Genomic DNA, 22,914 nt, shown 5'->3' on the forward strand with positions numbered 1-22,914 from the left:
CCGATTTTAAGTTAAGATTAATGAAAATAGATTTATAATTTATCTCGAAAAATAAGCCAATAATCCTTTTTTAATCTTTTTAATCAGTCCAGGTCCCTCATAAATCATGCCTGAGTAAACTTGAACTAAGCATGCTCCCGCCTTTAGTTTCTCGATGGCATCCTCGGCAGAATAAATTCCTCCCACACCGATAATAGGAAAAGCACCAACTGATTTCCTGCTCAAATACCGAACTACTTCCGTACTTCGTTTGGCGAGGACTTTACCGCTAACGCCTCCTGCACCGATCGCCTCTACTTCCGCTTTGGCGGTGGTCAATCCGGATCGGTCGATAGTCGTGTTAGTAGCAATAACGCCGTCAATATTGGTGTCCATCACGATTTCCACAATGTCATCGAGCTGTCCATCAGTCAAGTCGGGAGCTATTTTTAATAGAATGGGCTTTGGTTTTTCTTTTAAATCATTTGCGGATTTGACCGCTTGAAGTAAGGCTTTTAACGGCTCTTTCTCCTGCAAATCCCGAAGGTTTGGCGTGTTGGGTGAGCTTACATTGACCACAAAGTAATCCACATAATCGTGAAGTGCTTCCAGACAAAACAGATAATCGTCTACTGCATTTTCGTTTGGTGTATTTTTATTCTTGCCAATATTTCCACCAATGATCACATCCGACTTTCGATTCTTTAATCGTTCTACAGCGTCCAAAACACCACCATTGTTAAAGCCCATTCGATTGATGAGTGCTTCATCCTGTGGAAGTCGGAAAAGTCTGGGTTGAGGATTTCCTTCTTGAGGCTTGGGAGTTAGCGTTCCGATTTCTATAAATCCAAAACCCAGCATCGCCATCTCATCGATCAGCTTGGCATCCTTGTCAAAACCTGCAGCAAGTCCTACTGGATTTTTGAATTTCAATCCAAAAACTTCTCGCTCTAATCTCGGATCATCAAACTGGAAAGTTGACTTGACCAATGACTTAATGATAGGGAGGTTAAAAGTCAGCTTAGTCAGATCAAAAGTGAAATGATGTGCGTCTTCTGGTTTTTTGAGAAAAAAGAGTGGCTTTAAAATGGATTTATACACAGTTTATTCAGGTTGGGGTCAAACGCTCAAAGGTACTTATTCGGGGTTTGAAATAGATTTTTTTGATCTGAATATTTGATTTTAAATCTACTTTAATAAAATGATGATCTTTAGTTTGATATCTGGTGTTCACTAGAACGTCGTAAATCTCATGTCCTAAATCTTAAATTTATTTCATTCCCATGTAATCCACCACAAAATAACTCAGAGCCCGAACTCCAAGCTTAAATCCACTTTCTTCCAAATAGAAATCCGGGGTATGGTGAGATGGGGTTGTTAAAGGATCTCCCCCTTTCTTCATTCCACCAAGCATGATGAAGATCCCAGGCTTTTCCCGCTGGAAAAAGCTAAAGTCTTCTGATCCGGTTATTGGATCCATTGCAATTACATTTCCCTCGCCAGCTGCCGCTTGGATTGATGGAAGCATTTGAGCGGTGAAGGCTGGAGGATTTACCGTGGATGGATAAAGTTTTCCGATTTCTACATTTGCTGAGGCTCCTGCACTTTCAGCAATATTGGTTGCGATTTCAGTAATTCGCTTGTGGACTAAAGCTTGTTGCTCATCTCCAAAAGTCCGGATCGTACCGATCATTTCTACTTTTTCAGGAATAATATTAGAACGAATACCTCCATGAATCGCTCCTATGGTCACAACAGCTGGGTTTTGGGTGACATTGACGTTTCTTGAAAGAATGGTCTGAAGTCCCATTACAATTTGAGAGGAAGTTACAATTGGATCTACTCCTGACCATGGAGATGCTCCGTGGGCTTGAGTGCCATTGACGGTGATTTTAAGATTGTCCACTGCGGCCATAAATGGACCTGATCTGTAGCCTATTTTACCGGCTTCAATTTGTGCCCAAATGTGTAATCCAAAGATTGCATCTACGTCCTTCATGACACCTTCTTTCACCATTAGCTCAGCTCCTGCCAGACTTCCATCATAGACTCCTTCTTCAGCAGGTTGAAAAATAAACTTAACAGAACCTTGCAATTGGTCTTTCATTCCAGCCAAAACTTCAGCAACTCCCATCAGAATTGCCATGTGGGAATCATGTCCACAGGCATGCATGACACCTGTTTCCTGTCCATTGTAGGTGGTGGTCACAGTAGATTTGAAAGGGACATCTGCGCGCTCAGTAACCGGTAGAGCATCCATATCCGCTCGAAGGCCCACCATAGGTCCTGGCTTTCCACCTTTCAATACACCTACAACTCCTGTGATTGCTACCCCTTCGGTAACTTCCATACCAAGTGAGCGAAGATGCTCGGCAATTACCTTTGCCGTACGAACTTCTTGATTACTCAACTCTGGATTTTCGTGAAAATCCCTTCGCCATTCGATGACTTTGGTTTCAATTTTTTCTGCTGACTGATCAATTTTTGGTCGCAAACTAGATTGGCCAAAGCTGGCGATCGAAAGAAAGAGAAATGGTAGAACTAGCTTTTTCAAAATTTTATATTTTAATGTTTAGATAAGTCGATTTAGAATTCTGTCTTATTGAGTTGTTCTAAAATGTATATTGATTTTCCAAGTTATATAAATCTGCTTTATTCCTAATCAATTTGACCTTTCTTGTTTTCGGCGAAGTTTCTCATTTTTTGGAATAAAAAATACCCAGACCTTTTCGATCTAGGTATTTTTCAAAGTCAACTCTATTTACTTGGACAAATCTGATATCATAAATCTAAAATCTCATATTATTTCATTCCCATATAATCCACCACAAAATAACTCATCACTCTCATCCCAAGTACAAATCCACTTTCATCGATGTAGAAATCAGGGGTATGATGTGAAGGAGTTTTGGTCGGATCGCCACCTTTCTTCATTCCACCTAGGCCTATAAATAACCCTGGCTTTTCTCTTTGATAAAAGCTAAAATCTTCAGCGCCGGTTACCGGAGGATTATAATTCACATTTTCTTTGCCTGCTGCAGCCTCAATTGTTGCTACCATTTTAGCGGTTAGCTCTGGATCATTAATGGTAGAAGGATAGAGTTTGGTGATGTTTACCTCAGCTGTCCCACCGGCACTCTCGGCAATATTTGTAGCTATTTCAGTTATTCGTTTATGAATAAGTGCCTGCTGCTCGTCACCGAAGGTTCGGATGGTGCCAATCATTTCTACTTTCTCCGGGATGATATTGTGACGGATACCCCCGTGAATAGCTCCTATTGTAACTACCGCAGGATTTTGAGTGATATTCACATTTCGGGAAAGAATCGTTTGTAATCCGGTAACAATTTGAGAGGAGGTGACGATTGGATCCACACCAGACCAAGGAGATGCTCCATGTGCTTGTGTACCATGTACGATGATTTCCAGATTATCAACAGCAGCCTGAGCCGGTCCCGACCGGTATCCTATTTTTCCGACTTCAGTTTGCGCAGAAATATGTAATCCGAAGATCGCATCAACATCCTTCATGACTCCCTCTTCCACTAGCTGTTTAGCTCCCCAGGAAGTGACGCCCGGTTCGTAGATTCCTTCCTCTGCGGGTTGGAAGATAAACTTCACATTTCCCTGTAGCTGATCTTTCATGCTAGCAAGGACTTCTGCTACTCCCATCAAAATAGCCACATGGGTGTCGTGACCGCAGGCATGCATTACACCTGTTTCTTGTCCATTATAAGTTGTGGTTACTGTGGATTTGAAAGGTAAATCAGCACGTTCTGTTACCGGCAAAGCATCCATATCTGCACGAAGCGCTACTGTTGGTCCGGGTTTTCCGCCCTTAAGAACTCCAACTACACCTGTCACAGCCATACCCTCAGTGACTTCGATTCCTAAGGAGCGAAGGTGATCCGCTATTTTTTTTGCCGTTCGGGTTTCCTGATTTCCGAGCTCCGGATTTTGATGAATATCTCTTCGCCATTCGATGACCTTTGATTCGATAGATGTTGCTTGTTTATCGATTGCTGGCCTTAGGCTTGATTGTCCAAAGGCTGTCCCCGAAATTAGGATCAGGGGAAGTAGAAATTTTTTCATAGTTGAGGGGTTTGTTCTATTCCAAATTTAAAAAAATGATTAAGTCGACAACCAATTATGTTCAATTGTATCAAAAACTTAATCTAAAAGAACTATTTCGGCTCAGAATCCTCTTGTAAAGGGAAACAATAGAATTTAATTTTATGGAACTCACCAACAAAATCGCAGTAGTCACAGGTGTAAGTAAAGGCATCGGTCTTGAATTAGTCAAACTTTTAATCGAAAAAGGAACGATCGTAGCAGGTTGGGGAAGAACAGCTCCGGACTTTAGTCATGCCAACTTTCAATTTTTCACCTGCGATGTAGCAAAAGAAGATTCAGTTGAAAATGCATTTCAAGAAACCACAAAAAAGTTAGGGACAGATATCCGGATCCTTGTGAATAATGCTGGATTTGGCGTAGCTGGCGCAACAGAAACTTTCTCTTCTGAGTATTGGAAAGCGATGTTTGATACCAATGTTCATGGGATTTTCTATACGGTCAAGCGACTTATTCCTGGGATGAAGGCTGCAGACGAAGGACATATTCTTAATGTAGCATCTATCGCTGGACTAAATGGAGTTAATCAGTTTGCCGGCTACGTAGGCACCAAGCATGCAGTTCGAGGAATTTCTCATTCCTTGTATATGGAGCTTAGAGATTTTGGAATCAAAGTGTCCACCATCTATCCAGGTTCTATCCAAACCAATTTCTTCGATGATATTCCAGGCGTTCAAGCCAATGAAAATATGATGAGACCAATCGATGTGGCCACGACCATGCTTCAGACACTCGAAACTCACCCAAATTATTTCGTGGCAGACGTGGAGTGTAGACCGCTAAGACCAAAAGGGAAGAAGTAATATTATTTGAAAAAATTCAGAAGGGCTGAGGAAATTCTTAACGATAAGAATTTCCTCGGCATTCCCGGAAAGTTTAAACGGTATAAGTTTAAACTCAGCCTTTCTAAGACCCAATTCTTAAAGACATTGCCCTAGATTTTACCGCTCAAAAGGTTTTAAAATTGTTTTGATTAGGTTATGTGTTTACTTTCGTCATTCATTTATAAAGACCTGTCATGAAAAAACTTAATCTGATTATTTTAATTGTGGTACTTCTCGGAGGGACCGCGTACATCAGTTTGTTGGCAAAGAATGAGCCTCCGGTTCAAAAGCCTGAGATTGCAGCTCCTAGTATGCTTCCGGACTTTACGCTTAATGATATTAATGGAAAAATGAGTTCCATTCACCAGTTGGCAGATAATAAGCCTACGCTCTTTATTTATTTTAGCTCTACCTGCCATTTATGTCAAGATGAACTTGGCGCGATCTCAAAGCGAATTGAAGAGTTTAAAGATTATAATTTAATCCTGACAACTGTCCAGCCAATTGAGGAGATGATTGGTTTTGTGAATGGTTTGGGGATTAAAGACAAAAGCTATGTTCATTTTTTGCTTGATGCTGAAATGAAAGTGGCTAGTTACTATCAGATAAGAAGTGTGCCTTCCATCTATTGCTACAATTCAGAAAAGCAGCTTGTAGCAGAATACGTGGGGATCACTGATCTTAATCTATTGCTGGAGAACTTGAGACAAGGCAAGTAAAGCTTAATTGATCTTTGGATTGCTTTTTCAAACAGAAACAACAAAACATTTTTACTTACTTTTGAATGACAAAAAAGACCAATGTCTCTAGAAGTAAGCCAACTCACGAAAATTTACGGTTCCCAAAAAGCACTTGATGAAGTGTCATTTTCGGTCGCACCCGGAAGGATTTTAGGTTTTTTAGGACCCAATGGCGCTGGTAAATCTACAACGATGAAAATCATTTGTGGCTACTTGACTCCTGATGGTGGATCGGTTTCTGTTTTGGGAAAAAATGCAATTGATTCCCCAAAGCAAGTCAGTCCATTGATCGGTTATTTGCCTGAGCATAATCCCCTTTACTTGGATATGTATGTCCGAGAATTTCTGGAATTCTCAGGTGGTTTGTATGGGCTGGCTGGGAAAAAGCTGAAGCAAAGAGTTGTTGAGATGCTTCAAAAAACCGGTCTCGAACCTGAACAGCATAAGAAAATCGGACAGCTTTCTAAAGGCTACCGACAGCGAGTGGGGCTTGCAAGAGCTTTGATCCATGATCCCCAAATTATTATTTTGGATGAGCCAACCACTGGTTTGGATCCCAATCAATTGGTAGAAATCCGGGCTCTAATCAAAGAAGTTGCAGCGAATAAAACATTAATCCTTTCCACCCACATTATGCAGGAAGTGGAGGCTATTTGTGCTGATGTCGTGATCATCAACAAAGGAAAAATCTTAGCTGCTGATTCTTTAGAAAATCTCAAATCCAAAGCAACCGAGGTTCAACTCGTTTTAGAGACAGAGGAAGAGTTGGAATTGGAATGGTTTCAGCAATTCAATGGAATTCAATTTGGATCAAAAGGTAAGAATGAAGTTTTGATCAGCGTTTCTCATGCGGGAGATGCTAGAAAAGAGATCATGCAGTTGATTCAACAAAAGGAATTGAATCTGATTAGCTTGAATCAGAACAAAAAGAATTTGGAACAAATTTTCCGGGAAATCACGAAATGAGTAGTCTGTTTTGGAAAGAGATCAATGCATTTTTTGGAAGCCTTTTAGGCTATCTGGTGCTTGCTTTGTTTCTGGTTGCATTAGGACTGATCGTTTGGGTTTTTCCCGAAAGTAGTATCCTTCAATATGGATATGCGGACTTGGAAGTACTCTTCAGCTATACCCCTTACGTATTTACTTTTTTGATTCCGGCATTATCCATGCGAGTTCTTGCAGAGGAGCGTAAAACTGGAACTTGGGAGCTTCTTCGGACTTCACCACTTTCAATATTTCAGATCGTTGTGGCAAAATACTTAGCGTTGCTTGCCTTAGTTTCCGTGGCTCTTTTGCCTACGTTGATTTATTATTTCAGTGTGGTCTCGTTAGGAGACCCAGTGGGTAATTTGGATCAGGCAGGTTTCTTTGGAAGCTGGATAGGTTTACTCATGATTGGTGCTGTGTTCACTTCAGTAGGACTTTTTTCCTCTGCATTGACATCTCAGCAGGTACTTGCTTTTGTGGTAGGAGTATTTTTGTGTTTTGTGATTTACTTTGGGTTTTCAGCTGCAGCAGATTTGCAGCTGGGAGACTTTGCCTATTGGTTAGAAGAGTTGAGCTTAAGTTATCATTACATTAATTTGAGTAGGGGAGTGATTGATTCGAGAGATATTTTCTTTCTTTTCGGGGTGATTTGGTTGTTTTTGGGAGGGACTATTTTGGTTTTGCGAAGCAAATGAAAAAATCTTTTTTCCATACCGCCAAGCCTTGGATTTTCCTGATCGGGGGAGTTTTCGTTTTCATAATACTTGCGCAGCTGGTTCGCTTTAGAATTGATCTCACTGAAGAAAAGCGCTTTTCCCTACACCCGGGGACAGAAAAAGTCCTTTCTCAATTGACTGAACCACTCCATGTGGATATACTTTTAGTTGGAGAAAATCTGCCAGGTGGGATGCGAAGACTTCAAAAGTCAATCGAAGAGACAGTGAGGACTTTCAATGCTTACAGTCCAGAAGCGATCACCTATTCTTATTTCGATCCTCTATCTGTAGATCAGGAAAAACAAGAGGAATTTATTCTGGATTTGGTGGACTATGGAATTAATCCAACCAATGTTTTTTCAAATCAAAATTCCAGTCAACAGGCCCAGCTGATCTTCCCGGGATTTTTGGTGAGCGATTCAGAATATGAAACCGGAGCTTTGGTACTCAAAGGCGAACGTGGAATGAGCCCAGAGCAAATCCTAAATCAGTCCATTGAGAACCTTGAATTTGAGCTTATCGCCGCGATTCAGAAATTGATTTCTCCTGAATCTTCTTCTATAGCTATGATTATTGGGCATGGAGAAAATGGGAGAGATGATGGTTATGGAATTGTTGAGGCGCTGGATGGTGAATTTGAGATTTTCAAAGTGCCTTTGGAGCAAGCTAAAAAAACTGCTGATCTCTCAAATTTTAAAACAGTAATCATTCAATCTCCAAAGGAAAGCTACTCTGACCGGGAAATTTACTTATTGGATCAATATGTCTTGAATGGAGGAAATCTGGTAGTTCTATTGAATGGCGTTGCTGTGGAGGAACAAGCGCTTTCCGGAGGAACTACGATTGGAATGCCATTTGAAACCGGATTGGAGAATTTACTTTTTCGATATGGAATTCGCATCAATAATGATTTGATTCAAGACATGAATTTTGGATTGATTCCAACCATGGCCGGGAATTTTGGGAACCAGGAACAAATGCGTCCCATGCCTTGGCTCTATTTTTTTCAAGCAGGCCGAATGCAAAATCATCCGATTACCAAGGGGTTGGATTTGGTCAGTTTTGAATATGCCAGTAGCATGGATACCGTAAAGGCTGATGGCGTCAAGAAGATCCCCCTAATTTTTACTTCAGACTATTCTAAAATAATTCCAGCTCCCATGCAGATTTCGCTGGCAGAGGTGTCTATCGAACCAGACCCAAAGACTTTTGATTTGGAAAATCTTCCTTTGGGGTATTTACTGGAAGGTGAGTTTACCTCAGTTTTTAAAAATCGTTTTGCTCCGGAAGAATTTGATAAAGCAGATTTCAAAGAAAGTGGCAATGGTAAAGTCGTGGTTTTTGGCGATGGGGAGCTTTTTCAAAGTCGATTGAGCTTTCAAGATGGTTCACCGCTAACATTAGGAGAGGATCAACTCAGTCAAACCACTTTTGCCAATAAGATTTTGCTTAAAAATATGGTCAAATACCTGACAGATCCTGAAGGAATTATTGCTTCCCGAACCCGAACCTTTCAAATTAGACCGCTGAATAAAGTGAAGGTGGCTGAAGAAAAAACCTTTTGGCAATTGATCAATGTGGTCTTGCCGGTTTTGGTTCTTTTGGGAATAGGAGGGATGGTTTGGACCGTTCGTAGAAATAACTACGGTCGAAAGAATTGATTGACTTTGGGGGATAATCAATCAGCTTTTTTATACAATTGCATCTCTAAAATGAAAAAAATTACATCGAATGTAAATTCGTTTCAGCAAATTCTATTTTACAGCGGTTCGAATAAGATTTTATTTATAAATTTACCCCCATTCAAAAGTTAAAATTAAATAAGCCTTAGATATGAAATTTATTGTTTCCTCTTCTGCATTACTGAAGCAGCTTTCGGCCATCAATGGTGTGGTAACGACAAATCCGGTAGTGCCAATTTTGGAAAACTTCCTTTTTGAAATTAAGGATAGTCTTTTGACCATTACCGCTTCTGATTTGCAGACTTCTATGATGACTGAGATCAATGTGGAGGCTAAGGAAGATGGAAATATTGCGGTTCCTGCTAGAATACTAATCGAGACCCTCAAGAATCTTCCTGAGCAACCAGTAACATTTAGTATTGATCATGATACCTATGCGGTAGAGATCAGCTCAGACAATGGTAGATATAGACTTGCGGGGGAGAATGCGACGGATTTCCCTAAAATCCCAACTGTGAGCAATGCGACAACTGTTGATATGTCCACAGAGGTGCTTTCCAGCGCTGTTTCTAATACAATTTTTGCTACAAGTTCTGACGAATTGAGACCGGCAATGACTGGTGTTTATATCAATTTGAGTGCAACCAATACTACTTTCGTAGCTACTGATGGGCATAGATTGGTAAGATATAGAAGAGTGGATATAGCATCAGCCGATGCTGCCAGCTTGATTATCCCTAGAAAAGCATTGAATTTATTAAAGTCTACCTTGCCTTCTGAGAATGTGCCGGTAACTGTTGAATTCAACCAGTCAAATGCCTATTTCAAATTCAATAACATCAAGATGATTTGTCGATTGATCGACGAGCGATTCCCGGATTACGAAAACGTAATTCCTACCGAGAATCCAAATCGAATGAATATCGATCGTCAGGAGTTGTTGAGTTCATTAAGAAGAATTGCAATTTATGCGAATAAGACCACGCATCAGGTTCGTTTGAAATTGACTGGTTCGGAATTGATGATCTCTGCAGAAGATTTGGATTTCTCCAACGAGGCAAACGAAAGACTTTCTTGTGATCACGACGGAGAGGATATCGAAATCGGCTTCAACGCAAAGTTCTTGGTAGAAATGTTGAACAATCTTTCTTGCAAAGAGGTAAGCTTGAGATTCTCAGCTCCAAATAGAGCAGGTTTGATCTTGCCAGCTGAGCAAGACGAAAACGAGGATATCTTAATGCTGGTAATGCCGGTAATGCTTAATAACTACGTATAAAACTAACCACAATCCATAAATCAAAAGCCCGGAGATTCCTTCGGGTTTTTTTTTGTGAAAAGGTTCCCTGCAGAAGCACAATGTTTTTTTCTCGCGGCGGCGCAGCGGCGCAGCGAATTTTAAATCTTTAAAATATTCAACAGATTGAAATTTTTTTCCCGCTGATACTCCTAGAAAAAATAGTAGATAAACTCAGATTTTAATCTCCTGATTTTGCCGCGCCGCAGCGTCGCCGCGAGAGATGTTTTAAAAAATCGATTCTAAAATATCCTAATCCTTCTTAGCATCCCTTAGCGATTTCAAATACAAACCTTCGACCCGCTCCCGAGCCCAAGGTGTCTGCCGGAGAAATTTCAAACTGGAATTGATGGAGGGGTTATGCGTGAAGCAACGAATCGTAATCCGCTCCCCAAGTTCCTTCCAACCATAAAATTCCACCAAATGCTGGAGAATATGATCTAGACGAATTCCGTGGAGTGGATTGTTTGGTTGGGTTTGATGTTCTGAATTTTCAGCCATTTGCTATTTCTGAATTAACGCTTAAAGATAGTCTGTCCTTCTTTAATCGTTTCTAATACTTGAATTTCCTTCAGCTTCATCGGGTCAATTTTTAGAGGATTTTGATCCAAAATAACAAGGTCTGCAAGCTTTCCTTCTTGAAGACTTCCTTTACGATCTTCTTCAAAATGTTGGTAAGCCCCCCAAATCGTTATAGATTTTAAAGCCTCATAAGGCGTCAAACGTTCTTCAGCTCCGATAATCTCACCACTCCTTGAAACTCGGTTTACAGTAGTCCAAAGAATCATCATCAAGTTAGGAAAGGCAACAGGAGCATCGGTGTGCGAAGTTACTTTCATGCCCCGATCCAATGCAGAACGAATTGGGGAAATTCGATCTGCTTTTTCTTTGCCGATAATCTGCCGATGCCAATCTCCCCAATAAAAGGTATGCATCGGAAAAAGTGAGGCGATTACATCCATCTCAGCAAGACTGTCCAATTGATCCATTCGTACATATTGACCATGGATGAGTACATTTCGGCGATCCTGATTCCCATATTTTTGGATTGCAGGACGAAGAGTCCGAATCAATTGATCTATTGCCGCATCCCCATTCGCATGGCTAAGGAGCTGCCAATTGTTTTCAAATGCCATATTGACAATTCGCTGTACCTCTGAATCTTCTGCGATTGCAGGATAGCCTTTGTAATCTTTGTTTTGACCATCTGGCGGAATCAAATAGGGTTCGGTTCTCCAGGCTGTTCTTCCCTGCGGAGAACCATCCAAGGTCATTTTTATTCCACCGATTCGGTAGCGATTGGTGTAGTCTTTTCCATACCATTTGCTTTCAAAGAATTGAGGTGCTGTGTAATCGATATAAGAAACTACGTCCAAGTAAAATTTACCTTGCTCGGCATAGCTTGCCATCAATTCGTGATTGCCCATTGCTCGGCCTTCTTGAGCTGTAGTGTAGCCAAACTTGGCCGCCATCTCTTGAGATTTATCCAAATAGTAAAAAGCGAGTTCCGGATCTGAAGGTCCTATGATAGGAAAGAATAAAGGAATTGCTGCTAGTTCTTCGAGAACCCCGTTTGGCTCTTGAGTTCCAGGTATCCTTCGGATTACTCCACCTGCTGGATCTTTTGATTGCGCGGTGACATTATTCATTTCGAGGCCTTTTGAGTTCATCACTGCAAAATGCCCGGAAATATGAATGATACAAATTGGAACTTCAGTAGAAACCTGATCCAGATCCTCCTTAGTAGGAAAGCGATTTTCGGCTAATACCGCATCGTCGAATCCCAAACCAATGATCCAGCCCTGAGTTTTATCTGTCCCGTTTGTTGCAAACCAAGATTTCAATTCTTCAATCAATTCGGGAATGGAATTAACCTCACCATCTGGGCTTGCGAGTAAATTGGCAGCGACAGCCTGAGCTCCGAATCCACCAAAATGTGCATGTCCATCAATGAACCCAGGAACTAAGGTTTTCCCATTCAGATTTTTCATCTGATGTCCCTTCCCCGAGACCTCCATCGCTTCATCCATCGCCCCGACAAAGAGTATTTTTCCTTCCTTTTCTACCAAAGCTTCGGCATAAATTGGTTCATCGCCTTCCATGGTGATGATATCACCTCCAAAGTACATGGTGGCTACAGGTCCACTCTCTTCTTTTGGACTACAAGAAAAAGTGAGGATTAAAAAGCAAAGTAATCGAGTCAGATTTTTCATAGTCATTTGATAAACCTAAAATTAATTTTATTTCATCAAGAAATATTCAGCTAAGTCTATTTTTTCACCTCAAGATTAACCAAGTGAGATTCAAGTTCTAGATCGACTTGAAAATAGCCAATAGTGCCACTGAGACATTCCAAAAGCACAGTACCACCTTTGTTCTTTTTAATAATTTTTTGCAGGGCTTCTATCGTATGAATTTCCTGATCATTGGCTTTGATGATCAATTCACCAAGAGGCCATTCCATCTCGTCCGTCTGAGTTCCCTGGTAGATATGTGTCACGACCAGCATCGGTTTTTCTTGATCTATAGTTTGCAGCATTTCGATTTGTGCAAAGGGATCAACGAATTGGATCGCTTGGATAATTTCATAACTCAAGGGTTGAATGATCATCCCAAATACTTCCAGATACGTTCTTTCATTTAAAATTGGGTTGGAGATAATGCCCTTTTCAGGGTTACGCATTGCAAGTGCTTTGGTTTTTTTAACAACCCCATTTCGCATAAAATGTATTTCTGCTTCTTCCCCGATTGGCACCAGCTTCATTACATCATAGATGTTTTTGTGTCTATATAACCCTTCCTTACCGATGACAATGCCATGTCGGTCAAATTCGACCTTGTTGATTGATAGGATTACATCCCTAGGTTGAATTTTTGCTGCCTCAAGGAAACCATTTGCCAAGACCTTGGAGACAATCACTCCTTTTGCTTGTGATTGTTTCAATAATGGATTAAAGTTTTCAGCATTTTTTTGCAGATTCCCACCGATATCTGCAAAGTGAGGTTCATTTTGGAGCAATAGGTTTTCGATGATTATTTTTACAAAACTTGCCGGAGTGATAAAGCCGATATTTTCTGCATCGACCATTACTGCGGTGTTCAGGCCTACTACCTTGCCATCTTCATTGATGCTCGGCCCGCCAGAGTTTCCTGGGTTAATTGCGGCATTGGTTACAAAACGTTCTGTGGAGAACTCCGAGCCTGAGATGAAATTCGTGATTTCCCCTCCGGTAATATTGGGTTCTATCATTCCCATTGGGTATCCTATTGCTTTAATCGCCTCACCACGGGATGGACTGGTTCCTTCCCTAAGATCTAAATATTCAATAGGCTGGATAGCAAGTTTTTTAAAGCGAAGTAGCTCCTTATCTGTCAGTTTGATCAAAGCTACATCTGGTTCGAGCTGTTTTACCATCCCAACTACTTCTGCTTCAAAGCGTTCTTCGCTGGTAAGCATAGAACTGATTTCGACTTTGACCGCATTTCTTACGACATGAGCATTGGTAACCATGTACCCTTCGAGATCTTTAATTTTTACGAAGAATCCCGAGCCCGACCATTGACCGGGAATCTTGATCGAGGGATCCAATACCGACTGAATATCCTCCTCTATATACCCTTCGACTTGTATTTGGACGACGCCGCTCATCATCTGACGGGCAACATCGGTAAGTTTGCGCTTAGCTTTTGTCATAGATTGCTTAATTAAATAAAATGCTGAACCAATGACAATTTTTTAATGATTCCGCTCGATCAAATCCCACAAATTTCCATACAAGTCTTTGAAGACCGATACAATTCCAAAGCTCTCCTGAGTAGGTTCCCGGATAAATTCAACCCCTTTAGCACGGTAGTTCTCATAATCCCGATAGAAATCATCGGTATATAAGAATAAGAAGACTCTACCTCCAGCTTGATGTCCGATCTGCTTTTCTTGGGTTTCATTTGCTGCTTTGGCCAAAAGCAAATGACACGAAGACCCCGGTGGAGAAACCCGCACCCAGCGTTTGGTTTCTGAAAGTGAGGTGTCTTCTAAAAGCTCAAATCCTAGGGTTTGAGTATAATACGTAATCGCTTCGTCGTAATCCCTGACGAGAAGAGAGAGCTGTCCGAGTTGTTGGGTCATGGAATAAAAATAAGGGTTATTCGGGTAATTTGGAGGGGGTTAAAATTTGATATAACTGAAAAAACCCTTTTGAAAATTCCGAAAAAGGCCTTTTGATACCTTAAATGTTGAGCTATTTCATGAGTTAATTTTCTCTCAAGACTGAGGTTATTTTCCTTAAAGTTTAAATCCTAAAGAAACCACAAGACTTCTTCCATCCGAAGTCCAGATACCTGGTCCTGGATACATTTGTGGTCTTTTAGTAAAGTAGTTCTTATTCAATAGGTTGTTAATCCCTGCACGTAAGATAAAATTTGAAGTTATTTGATAGGAAGTGTTTAGGTCCCACACAGTATAAGCTGGTACTATCCCAACTGCACCGCTTTCCGGGGGAGTTTTGGTATTCAGAGCGTCTGCATAGGCATCTCCCACGAACTGATGCTGGAGGAGAATTTGTAGTGATTTGAAGTGTCCCGAAAGCCCATTTCTACTCAGCCATTTTGGTGCAGCTTCAATTCGATTACCTACAATATTTTGGTTTCCTTCTGATCCGGCTACTTCACCTGAGGTGTATTTGGCGTCCATCAAGCTCGTTGAGGTGTAGAAGTTAAGCCCCCAGTTTTTGCCTTTCAGAATCTCGTAATCCAAATAGAATTCGATGCCATTGTTTAGGCTGTTGCCAATGTTTGTCTTTTGAATGAAGGTCTCTCCATCTTGTTCTATAAAGATATTCCCAAGACGATTGCCAATATATGTTCTGAAGAAAGTAAGGTTGTACCTCAGGCCCGGGATCGAAGAGTTTTCCCAGCCCACTTCGGCATTGTAACCAAAACTGTCTTGAAGCTCGTCAGAGATCAAAGTCAAAGGATTACCCGGTATCATGTCTTGGAAAATAACCGGTCGATTGGCTTGAGAAAACCCTGCGTAAAATCGTGAGTTTGGATTCATTTGGTAATTCGCATTTACGCCAAGTGCTATAAAATCGTAGTTTATCGTCTTGGGTACATTGGAATCTTCGATATAATCAATGCGTCCAGTCATCTTAGATGATCCCTGTTCAATGCGTAAACCCGGGGTAACGCTGAAGTGATCCGTTAGATAAATCTGATTTTCCAGAGCAAAAGCAAAGCTTTCACTTTTAAGATTCATATCCCTTTGGAAATCACTTTCCACAGTTATATCGTAATCGGTACCAGTCGTCCCTTGCCCACGCTGTCTTCTGTCCATGCTGTTGTTGAAGTAGCGGAAATTCGCAGAGAAGTTGCTTGTCATAGTTCCAAGTTGGTAGGTATGAATCAGTCTTCCTTCGGTGGTTCGGGTATGATAGTTATCAATGTCCACATTTCTCGGGGCATATTCTCCTGTAGTTGGATCGATGCTATCAGTCTTGTTTGCGAATCCGTCAAAGGTAACCGAAGACCGTTGTCCGAATACCCCTGAAACAGTCCAATTAAGGGATGTCTGTGGAGATATCTGGTAATCTAAAATTACTGCAGGAATCCAGATTTCAGGGCTATAAAAGTTTCTACTTCGAGTTGATTGCGTTGGATTCTCAGCAAACATGCGATCGTTTAGCGGACCTGGGATTTGATATAAATAGGTGCTCCTGGATAACTCTCCGCGTAGCTTAATCTTATCATTGAATTGATAAGTTAGGTTTACGTGTTGGGCATCTGAGCTTGAGTTTGAGTTGTCGCGGTAGCCTTCCGATACGCGCTTTTGGTAGTAGGCATAGTAGGTCAATTTCCCAACTTTTCCACCGAGAGCATTAAAGGTAGACAGCAGGCCAAAGGATCCGACTGTACTTAAGTTTTCGAAAGAAAACCGTTTAGTTGAATCGGACTCCTTTAGAATGTAATTCAGCATACCCCCAAACTGCTGTCCATATTGTAACGCTCCGGTTCCGCGGATCAGTTCTATTTTTTCCACTGCCTCCATCGGCATAGCATAGTGACTTGCAGGATATCCGTAGATATCCGTATTAATCATTACGCCGTTTTGCCTAATGTTGAATTCCCAGCTTCTATGACCATCGAGTCCACGGACGGAGAGGTTGATTTGATTTCCAGAACCATCCATGTCGTAAATAAATCCTCCTGGTATTTTTGCAAATAATTGTCTTCCAGTTTTCTCTGCAAGATTAGCGGGGAGTTGGCTGATTTGGATCGATTCGGTTTTTCTGCCGCCGATCAGGAAGTTTCGGCTTACGTTTGGAAGAGGAGTAACAGGGACTAAATCCCGAAAATCTTTTAGCTGAAATTCCTGTAATTCTAGTGTTCTAATTGTGTCATTTTGGGCATAAGTATATGCCATAAAACCTTGGAAGAGTCCAAGGAATAGTAATTTTTTGATAGTCATAAGATTGGATAAAATAGGTAGGTCCAGCTAATCAGGTTCATTTACTAAACCAGCTGGAAAAATCAACTAGCATATGTTTTATCCAACTTGAGGAGGAGGTGTTTTTAGACTGAGAAAAATAGTCGAATAGTGATTTTGATGGGTAGAATTTACGATTGATTTAAAAATGCCATCCCAAGTTTGAAAAGTATAGATTTCATTTCCCATAAAATCTTTTAGGAAAAACTTCCCAAAAAGGTGATTACGCTCTGTCTTATTTGTTGATGAGGGATAAGTTATTGATTTAATCCAATCTGTTACTTGGGTTTCCAGTTTTTGTTGTTCGTAATCTTTGATATAAATGATTTGCAGCGTATCATTTTGGTAGCGTTGCTTTACGACTCGAAGAAATTGGCCCTCTATTTCCATTGATAAGTTCGTGGTCTGGAAGTCTTCCTGATTTGCCATGTACGGAAGGGCAAGAGGAATTTCGATCAGCTCTGTATGTGATAGATCGAAGGAATCCTCCCAAATATTCTCTTCCCATTGCTTGTCTAACTTCTGCTGAAAAGCAAAGAAATAGACGAAATACCCGAAGTAATACAAGCAAAAACAGCCGAGAAGAAATATGGAATAGATTTTTCTCACGGGTTAAATCTAAATGAAAATTAGAGTCAGTCGAAATTTTCAGGTAGAATTTATGAGATATGGGTAATTAAGTCATGCTTTTTATCTTTTATTATTTTAGTTTAATTTTAAGATTTACCCGCTGTTCAGGATTTATTCTAAATCAACTAGGTTCAATCGTTATGGAAAGTAAAAGAGTACGAATCTTGGGATTAGGCTTGGAGATTGCATCCTCGATAGTTGTTAGAACTCTTAAAACGGAATTTGGGTACAAAAAAAGCATGCAATCAAAGCAGGCTTTCTTGGTTTAGTTTAGTGGTTAAATCAATCTTAAGCTTCCATGGCTTCCAATTCTGGCGCGATAGGAAAGTCAATTGTAAACTCTGTTAAGTTGTGAATGTAGTTGGAGATGATTTTGTCACCGATTACGATCACTGCATCGATTAGACTCGCCTCAGAATACCCTGCCGCAAAAAAGGAATCCACAATAGCCTGATCTGCACGTCCTTTGTTTACGGTAACTGACTGTGTGAATTTAGCTAAAGCTTCTAATTTAGAGTCAAATGAAGCAGCGCCTCCTCTGATTTCAAGGATTTGTTCTTCAGAAAACCCATTCATTTTTCCTAGCGCTGTATGTGCAGACTGGCAATAGCGACACCCATTCACTTGAGAGACTACTAGGTTGATCACTTCTCTTTCCTTTGCTTTGAGGGAGGATTTACGATTTTGGAAGGCCAAATAATCGCCCAAAGCGGTTTCATTTTTTGCGAAGTAGGCATAAAGGTTTGGGATAAACCCTAAGCCCTTGTTTAGGTTATCGAAGATGGCTTGATTGTTTGCTGTTACTTCGTCACGGGTTGGTACTGTGAAATTTTTCATCTTTGTCTATGTTTTGTTTGTTTGGATAATTAGAACATGACAAAGGTGCAAGAAAGGGATAGCAGTAAGTTAGGCCCATTTTCCCGAGGAGTTGGCAATTTTTCCCATTCGGAGATTTTCTTTGAATTCCGAAGGGGAAAGGCCCTCATTTTTCTTAGAAAAGCGGCTAAAAGCCTGGATATCCTCGTAGCCCAACTCGTAACCGATCTCTTTGATCGACTTGTCTGAGTAGCCAATGAGCCTTCTGGCCTCGAGCATGATCCGATCTTGGATAAAGGTCAGCGGAGATTTTTCCCCCAGTTTGGAGAAAAGGTTTGAGAGTGTTTTGGGTGACTTGGCAAGCAGATCAGCATATGCTGCTACGGTATGCTTTTGACGGAAATGGACCTCTACAAGGTAATTGTAATCGCGTACCAAATCAGTTTGCATTGGGTCTAGCGACTCCAACTTTTCTTGGGCTTTGAAGATCCGAGTACAAAGGATTAAGAGTCGTTTCAATAGCATTTGGAGCATTTCTAGCTGAAGCGGATCGGATTCCTCATTCATTTCCATTGCAAAAACCCCAGTCAATGCTTCCAGTTTGGCTATGTCAGTTTCAGATAGGTTGAGGATCGGGAGTTGAGAGGAGCCGAAAAACAAGATCCCTTTGCAGCCTACCGCCGAATCATGATCTAAGATGCAGAAGAAGGCCCTATTGAATCGGATCATCAGGGCATCAGGAACGGAATCCACTTCCAATCGGTGGAACTCCGTCATGCAAATCAATTGATCAGGCGAAAGTTCGAGACCTCGACCATCAACAATGATTTTTGAAGCCGCTTTTATCCAAAGCAATGTCAATTCCGAAGGAAGTTGTTGTTTGAGTAGCTGGCAATTGGCAGGAGAGATTCGCTCCAAAACCAGTTTCTCAGATGAAGGGCCATTAAAAATCATTGATCAGATGGGTTAGTTTTCAAAGGAAAAACTGGAAAAAAAGGTTCGAACTACCAAAAAACTAGAGTCTGCTTTTGGATGAGCAGACTCCCGCTATTGAAGAATTCATAAGATTACTTCTTCCGCTCCCCTCTAAACGTTCCATTCGGCTGGACGAAATTCACAGCCACAATTTCCCCGTCTTTTTCCTCGAATTTGATTTTAAAGCCTTCCAAGGTTTTGAAATTGAATTCATTATTTCCTACCGGGATCTGCTCATATTCTGGTTGACCGGGGACGAAGGCATAGAGTTTTCCCTCTTTCACATAGATCTTCACTTCCTGTACTCCCATGAGTAAGTAAGCACCTTCATATTTGGCGAGGTCTTCGGCGCTGACGTCAAGGATTTTCGGAGTCCGCTTAAATTCAATCGGATCTAAAGCAGGTTCTACCTGAGTTTCCAGCCCTGAGATATCGCCATTGATGGCCGTCTGGAAACTTACCTTAATGGGATTATCCATATTGATTTCGCCCTGATAAATCAGGTGGAGATTGAAAATATCGTAATGCTCGTGAAGGAGCACTGCATCGTAAAGACCAGTTTTTGCACGCAGCGTGTCGTTTAGAAGGTCCAATTCCAATTTTCCATAGCCTAGATTCTCGTAGGTTCCGGTGTATTCAGCCAAGACATGCGAAGGCTTGGTTGTACTGATTTTGGTGGAGTCAGCGGCTTTTTTAGCTTTTTCCTGCATGGCTTTCGCTTCTTCTAATCGTTTTAATCCCTCACCAGACCAGTCAGCAGGATCAAGTTTAAGCATTCGATCAGCAATCATATTTCGAACGATGCCTGGAACCTGTGAACCGTTTTGATTTGCTAAGACGACGATCCCCAAGCTATCGGTAGGAAAAAATGAAGCACTTGCCGAGAAGCCATCGATGTTTCCTCCATGCTCGACACGATAATGTCCGCGATAGGAAGAGAGGAACCAGCCATAACCATAATTGGCAAAATGGGCATCGGGATGCTCTTTGGATGGAGTCCCTGCGGAAACCACCATCTGCGCACTCATGGCTTCGGTGACATAGGCAGCAGGGATGATTTGTTCTTCCTTGAACTTTCCTCCATTGATCCAAGTGATCAGCCAGTTGGACATTTCGGTTACGTTACTGTTAATCGCTCCAGCCGGGGCCATGGCGGCGATATTGTAATAATCCATTTTGGTACTGATTCCCTCAGGATCAGTTTGATAGCCAAATGAAAAATCTAATTCTTTAGGTAATTCTACTGCTCTAAAAGTACTTTGACTCATACCTAATTTGTCAAAGAACATGGTCTGTATATTTTCCTCCCAGGTTTTTCCGGTGATTCGTTTACCGATTTGTCCCTGAAGAAAAAACATCCAGTTGTTGTAATACCATTGCTGACGCAATCCGGTGAATGGTTCCTGAAATCCAATCCGCTTGATCAGTTCCTCATCCGAATCGGATGGAAACATGTACCAAGAAAGATCATGTCGGGGCAAGCCTGTTCGATGCGACATTAGGTCCTTGATGATGATTTGCTCATTCATATAGGACTCTGCAAATCGGAGTTCGGGGATATACTTCGCAGGACGATCATCGAAATCAATTTTCTTATCCTCCCGAAGCACTCCCAGCACTGCTGAGGTAAAAGCCTTGGAGGAAGAGCCGATGGCAAAAAGCGTATTTGGAGTTACGGGAGTTTTCTGCTCTTGGTCTTTGTATCCAAATCCACTGGAATAAACGATTTTGTCTTTTTCGACGACGGCCACCGCAAAGCCGGGTGCCCCCCATTCGGTTCGGACTTTCTCTAGCAGCGCATCTAGGTTGGCGAGGCGGGTGTCTTTTTTCTGGGAGAAAGCTTGGATGGAAAAAGAGATTCCAATTAAAAATAAGCAGAGGTTTTTCATAAGAAATAAGGATTGGATTTAGACAAAGAAAACCGAAAAGTTCAAAAGATCATAGGGTACATGAATTTGCAGTTGAGGATTTTAGCTTTATTCGCTGTTCAGGATTTATAATCCTGAACTTCGATTATAGGATTTGCAATCCGTAAAACCGAATAATGGACATGAGACTTGAAGAATACAACTCTTCAGATCGAGCTTCGAGATTACATCCGCATTAATTATCAGGACCCGAAGAACTGAATTAAAAATAATTTAAGAGATAACTATTTTATCAAAGTTTGAGAAATCGAGTAGGGAAAAAATAGTAACCTTTTAATAAAATTAACTTGAAGCCTTACTTTTTTGAATAAGAAAAATTATAGGAAAATAAAAGCCCAAGAGTTAAAATCCGAGCCCTGATAGTATCGTCGTAAGTCTCGCTTTGACTTCCTCCAGGGCTTGTTTTAGGGAAAATGCTATACTTAAAGTCAGCTTGTTGAAAAAGCATTTCTAAACCGATATTGAATCTTCCGATTTCACGGCTCACCTGCAATGTCCCCCCGGAGGCTAAAGATTGTAGATTGGGTCTTGGTCCTGAATGTGCCCATTTTAGTCTTTCATTGCCAACCACCCTGACCATTTCATAATAGGGGTAATTGATTTGTCCATAGCCTAGAAATATGCCCGCCCGATATTCCCAATTAGCTTTTTGCAAAGTATATCCCAGCCCTGGTGTTATTGTAAATAAGTTGTTATTAGCATGGGAAAACCTCCATTCAACTCCATAAAGCTTATTGACAAAATCATCCATTTCACCCACGGAGATCGAATTGCTAGTGATGCCCGCTCTTAGAAATGTATAAAAGTGATTGGAGAATTTATAGTTTAAAGCTCCATGAAACGAAAAGCCAACTTGTGCAAATCCGTTGTTGGACTTCGAGATACTGGCCATATTCGGGATGCTACTATCAGGAAAATAAATTACGGCATTTTCCATGTCTTTTTTGGCGAAAGCTCCTACCGGAATAGCGGGTCCGGCACTTAATGAAAGTGAAAACTTTTTTGGAGAATTAGATTGGGCTAGAGAAAAACCTGAATATAAGATAAACAGAAGGATTGAAAGCAGATGTTTAGTCATAATATGGCTTATTTAGAGACCATAAATCGATCTTGATGGATGGTTTTTCCCTTATAGCTTACCGAGAGAATATAATCACCTTTTGGTAGGGTAGAGATGTCTATTTTGTCGCCGCCCCTATGTCCCAAAATTTCTGTCTTAAGACTTGTATCAACTCCTTGTATTGTCAAATCAAACATCATATCCTTGCTCAAGTCAATTGTCAATTCACTTGAAGAAGGATTTGGGTAAAGCCTAAAAGAACCAAAATTAAAGAAGGATACATTTCTGCTTGATAAAATAGTTGAACCATTTCTAGCAGTAATGGAGAAACTAATGCTCCCTCCAGAAACCATGTTAAAAGTCACATAATTTCCAGAAGTATTAAAGGTCGTAATACTCCCAGAAGTCCTTTGCCAAGTAAGGGATGTTGCATTGGGACAAGTTATAGTAGAGGTGACATTACCAATTCCGATCTGGTTCGTTGAATTTAAATTTATTCCTGTATTGCTTCCAATGTTATATGTGCCTTCCAAACATATATTTGTTTGGGTTCTACCCTTAAGTTAGTGGGGATATAAGTTTAATCCTCCGTGGAAAAAGAGGATTGCACTTCTAAAGTTGGTAAAAGTTCTATAGCCTTTACCTACAGTTTTGAGCTCTTGGATTTTTCC

General features: G+C 40.9%; 20 protein-coding genes. 6 read left to right on the forward strand and 14 right to left on the reverse strand.

Going from position 1 to position 22,914, the window contains the following annotated elements; all coding sequences use genetic code 11:
* Nucleotides 1-39: 39 nt before the first annotated feature.
* The 3 genes from P8O16_RS09955 to P8O16_RS09965 form a co-directional block, all read right to left on the reverse strand.
* Nucleotides 40-1,080 carry a quinone-dependent dihydroorotate dehydrogenase gene (locus tag P8O16_RS09955; protein WP_300314029.1) on the reverse strand — a complete coding sequence of 347 codons (1,041 nt, stop codon included), beginning with the start codon at nt 1,078-1,080 and terminating at the stop codon, nt 40-42.
* Between the two features lie 169 nt (nt 1,081-1,249).
* The gene (locus P8O16_RS09960) at nt 1,250-2,533 is read right to left on the reverse strand and encodes an amidohydrolase (protein ID WP_300314031.1); all 1,284 of its coding nucleotides are present in this window, start codon (nt 2,531-2,533) and stop codon (nt 1,250-1,252) included.
* A 248-nt stretch (nt 2,534-2,781) separates the two neighbouring features.
* Nucleotides 2,782-4,071 (reverse strand): amidohydrolase, encoded by a 1,290-nt coding sequence (locus tag P8O16_RS09965; protein ID WP_300314033.1) that lies wholly within the window; start codon nt 4,069-4,071, stop codon nt 2,782-2,784.
* Nucleotides 4,072-4,214: 143 nt separating this feature from the next.
* Between P8O16_RS09965 and P8O16_RS09970 the strand changes: the two genes are divergently transcribed.
* From P8O16_RS09970 to dnaN, 6 genes are all read left to right on the forward strand, one after another.
* Complete coding sequence (locus P8O16_RS09970) at nt 4,215-4,913, forward strand: SDR family oxidoreductase (RefSeq protein WP_300314035.1); 699 nt, start codon at nt 4,215-4,217, stop codon at nt 4,911-4,913.
* A 215-nt stretch (nt 4,914-5,128) separates the two neighbouring features.
* Complete coding sequence (locus tag P8O16_RS09975; RefSeq protein ID WP_300314038.1) at nt 5,129-5,653, forward strand: peroxiredoxin; 525 nt, start codon at nt 5,129-5,131, stop codon at nt 5,651-5,653.
* Between the two features lie 81 nt (nt 5,654-5,734).
* Complete coding sequence (gldA, locus tag P8O16_RS09980) at nt 5,735-6,640, forward strand: gliding motility-associated ABC transporter ATP-binding subunit GldA (protein WP_300314041.1); 906 nt, start codon at nt 5,735-5,737, stop codon at nt 6,638-6,640.
* Nucleotides 6,637-7,356 carry a gliding motility-associated ABC transporter permease subunit GldF gene (gene gldF, locus P8O16_RS09985; RefSeq protein WP_300314044.1) on the forward strand — a complete coding sequence of 240 codons (720 nt, stop codon included), beginning with the start codon at nt 6,637-6,639 and terminating at the stop codon, nt 7,354-7,356. Before gldA ends, gldF begins: the two co-directional genes overlap by 4 nt.
* On the forward strand, nt 7,353-9,038 hold the full coding sequence (gene gldG / locus P8O16_RS09990; RefSeq protein WP_300314047.1) for a gliding motility-associated ABC transporter substrate-binding protein GldG: 1,686 nt from the start codon (nt 7,353-7,355) through the stop codon (nt 9,036-9,038). The genes gldF and gldG overlap by 4 nt, the downstream gene beginning before the upstream one ends.
* 172 nt (nt 9,039-9,210) lie before the next feature.
* Nucleotides 9,211-10,335: a DNA polymerase III subunit beta gene (dnaN, locus tag P8O16_RS09995; protein ID WP_075349250.1), complete on the forward strand. Its 1,125-nt coding sequence runs from the start codon at nt 9,211-9,213 to the stop codon at nt 10,333-10,335.
* Nucleotides 10,336-10,605: 270 nt separating this feature from the next.
* On the opposite strand, the gene P8O16_RS10000 is transcribed toward dnaN, so the two are convergent.
* From P8O16_RS10000 to P8O16_RS10050, 11 genes are all read right to left on the reverse strand, one after another.
* Nucleotides 10,606-10,854, reverse strand: a complete 249-nt coding sequence (locus P8O16_RS10000; RefSeq protein WP_300314051.1) for a VF530 family protein — start codon at nt 10,852-10,854, stop codon at nt 10,606-10,608.
* Nucleotides 10,855-10,868: 14 nt separating this feature from the next.
* A complete protein-coding gene (locus P8O16_RS10005) occupies nt 10,869-12,566 on the reverse strand; it encodes an amidohydrolase (protein WP_300314054.1) in 1,698 nt (565 codons plus the stop codon).
* Between the two features lie 56 nt (nt 12,567-12,622).
* Nucleotides 12,623-14,047, reverse strand: coding sequence for a trypsin-like peptidase domain-containing protein (locus P8O16_RS10010; RefSeq protein WP_300314057.1), 1,425 nt, complete (start codon nt 14,045-14,047; stop codon nt 12,623-12,625).
* Nucleotides 14,048-14,089: 42 nt separating this feature from the next.
* A complete protein-coding gene (locus P8O16_RS10015; protein ID WP_300314060.1) occupies nt 14,090-14,479 on the reverse strand; it encodes a VOC family protein in 390 nt (129 codons plus the stop codon).
* 156 nt (nt 14,480-14,635) lie between these two features.
* On the reverse strand, nt 14,636-16,816 hold the full coding sequence (locus P8O16_RS10020; RefSeq protein ID WP_300314062.1) for a TonB-dependent receptor: 2,181 nt from the start codon (nt 16,814-16,816) through the stop codon (nt 14,636-14,638).
* A 78-nt stretch (nt 16,817-16,894) separates the two neighbouring features.
* The gene (locus P8O16_RS10025; protein WP_300314064.1) at nt 16,895-17,443 is read right to left on the reverse strand and encodes a hypothetical protein; all 549 of its coding nucleotides are present in this window, start codon (nt 17,441-17,443) and stop codon (nt 16,895-16,897) included.
* Between the two features lie 309 nt (nt 17,444-17,752).
* On the reverse strand, nt 17,753-18,301 hold the full coding sequence (locus P8O16_RS10030) for a carboxymuconolactone decarboxylase family protein (RefSeq protein ID WP_300314067.1): 549 nt from the start codon (nt 18,299-18,301) through the stop codon (nt 17,753-17,755).
* 69 nt (nt 18,302-18,370) lie between these two features.
* Nucleotides 18,371-19,234, reverse strand: a complete 864-nt coding sequence (locus P8O16_RS10035; protein WP_300314069.1) for an AraC family transcriptional regulator — start codon at nt 19,232-19,234, stop codon at nt 18,371-18,373.
* A 113-nt stretch (nt 19,235-19,347) separates the two neighbouring features.
* Entirely contained in the window at nt 19,348-21,144 is a 1,797-nt protein-coding gene (locus P8O16_RS10040) for a serine hydrolase (RefSeq protein WP_300314072.1), read from the reverse strand.
* Nucleotides 21,145-21,478: 334 nt separating this feature from the next.
* Nucleotides 21,479-22,261, reverse strand: a complete 783-nt coding sequence (locus P8O16_RS10045) for a hypothetical protein (RefSeq protein ID WP_300314074.1) — start codon at nt 22,259-22,261, stop codon at nt 21,479-21,481.
* A gap of 8 nt (nt 22,262-22,269) precedes the next feature.
* A complete protein-coding gene (locus P8O16_RS10050) occupies nt 22,270-22,776 on the reverse strand; it encodes a T9SS type A sorting domain-containing protein (protein WP_300314077.1) in 507 nt (168 codons plus the stop codon).
* Between the last annotated feature and the right edge of the window lie 138 nt (nt 22,777-22,914).

This window comes from Algoriphagus sp. (genome assembly GCF_029254265.1).
GTDB lineage: Bacteria > Bacteroidota > Bacteroidia > Cytophagales > Cyclobacteriaceae > Algoriphagus.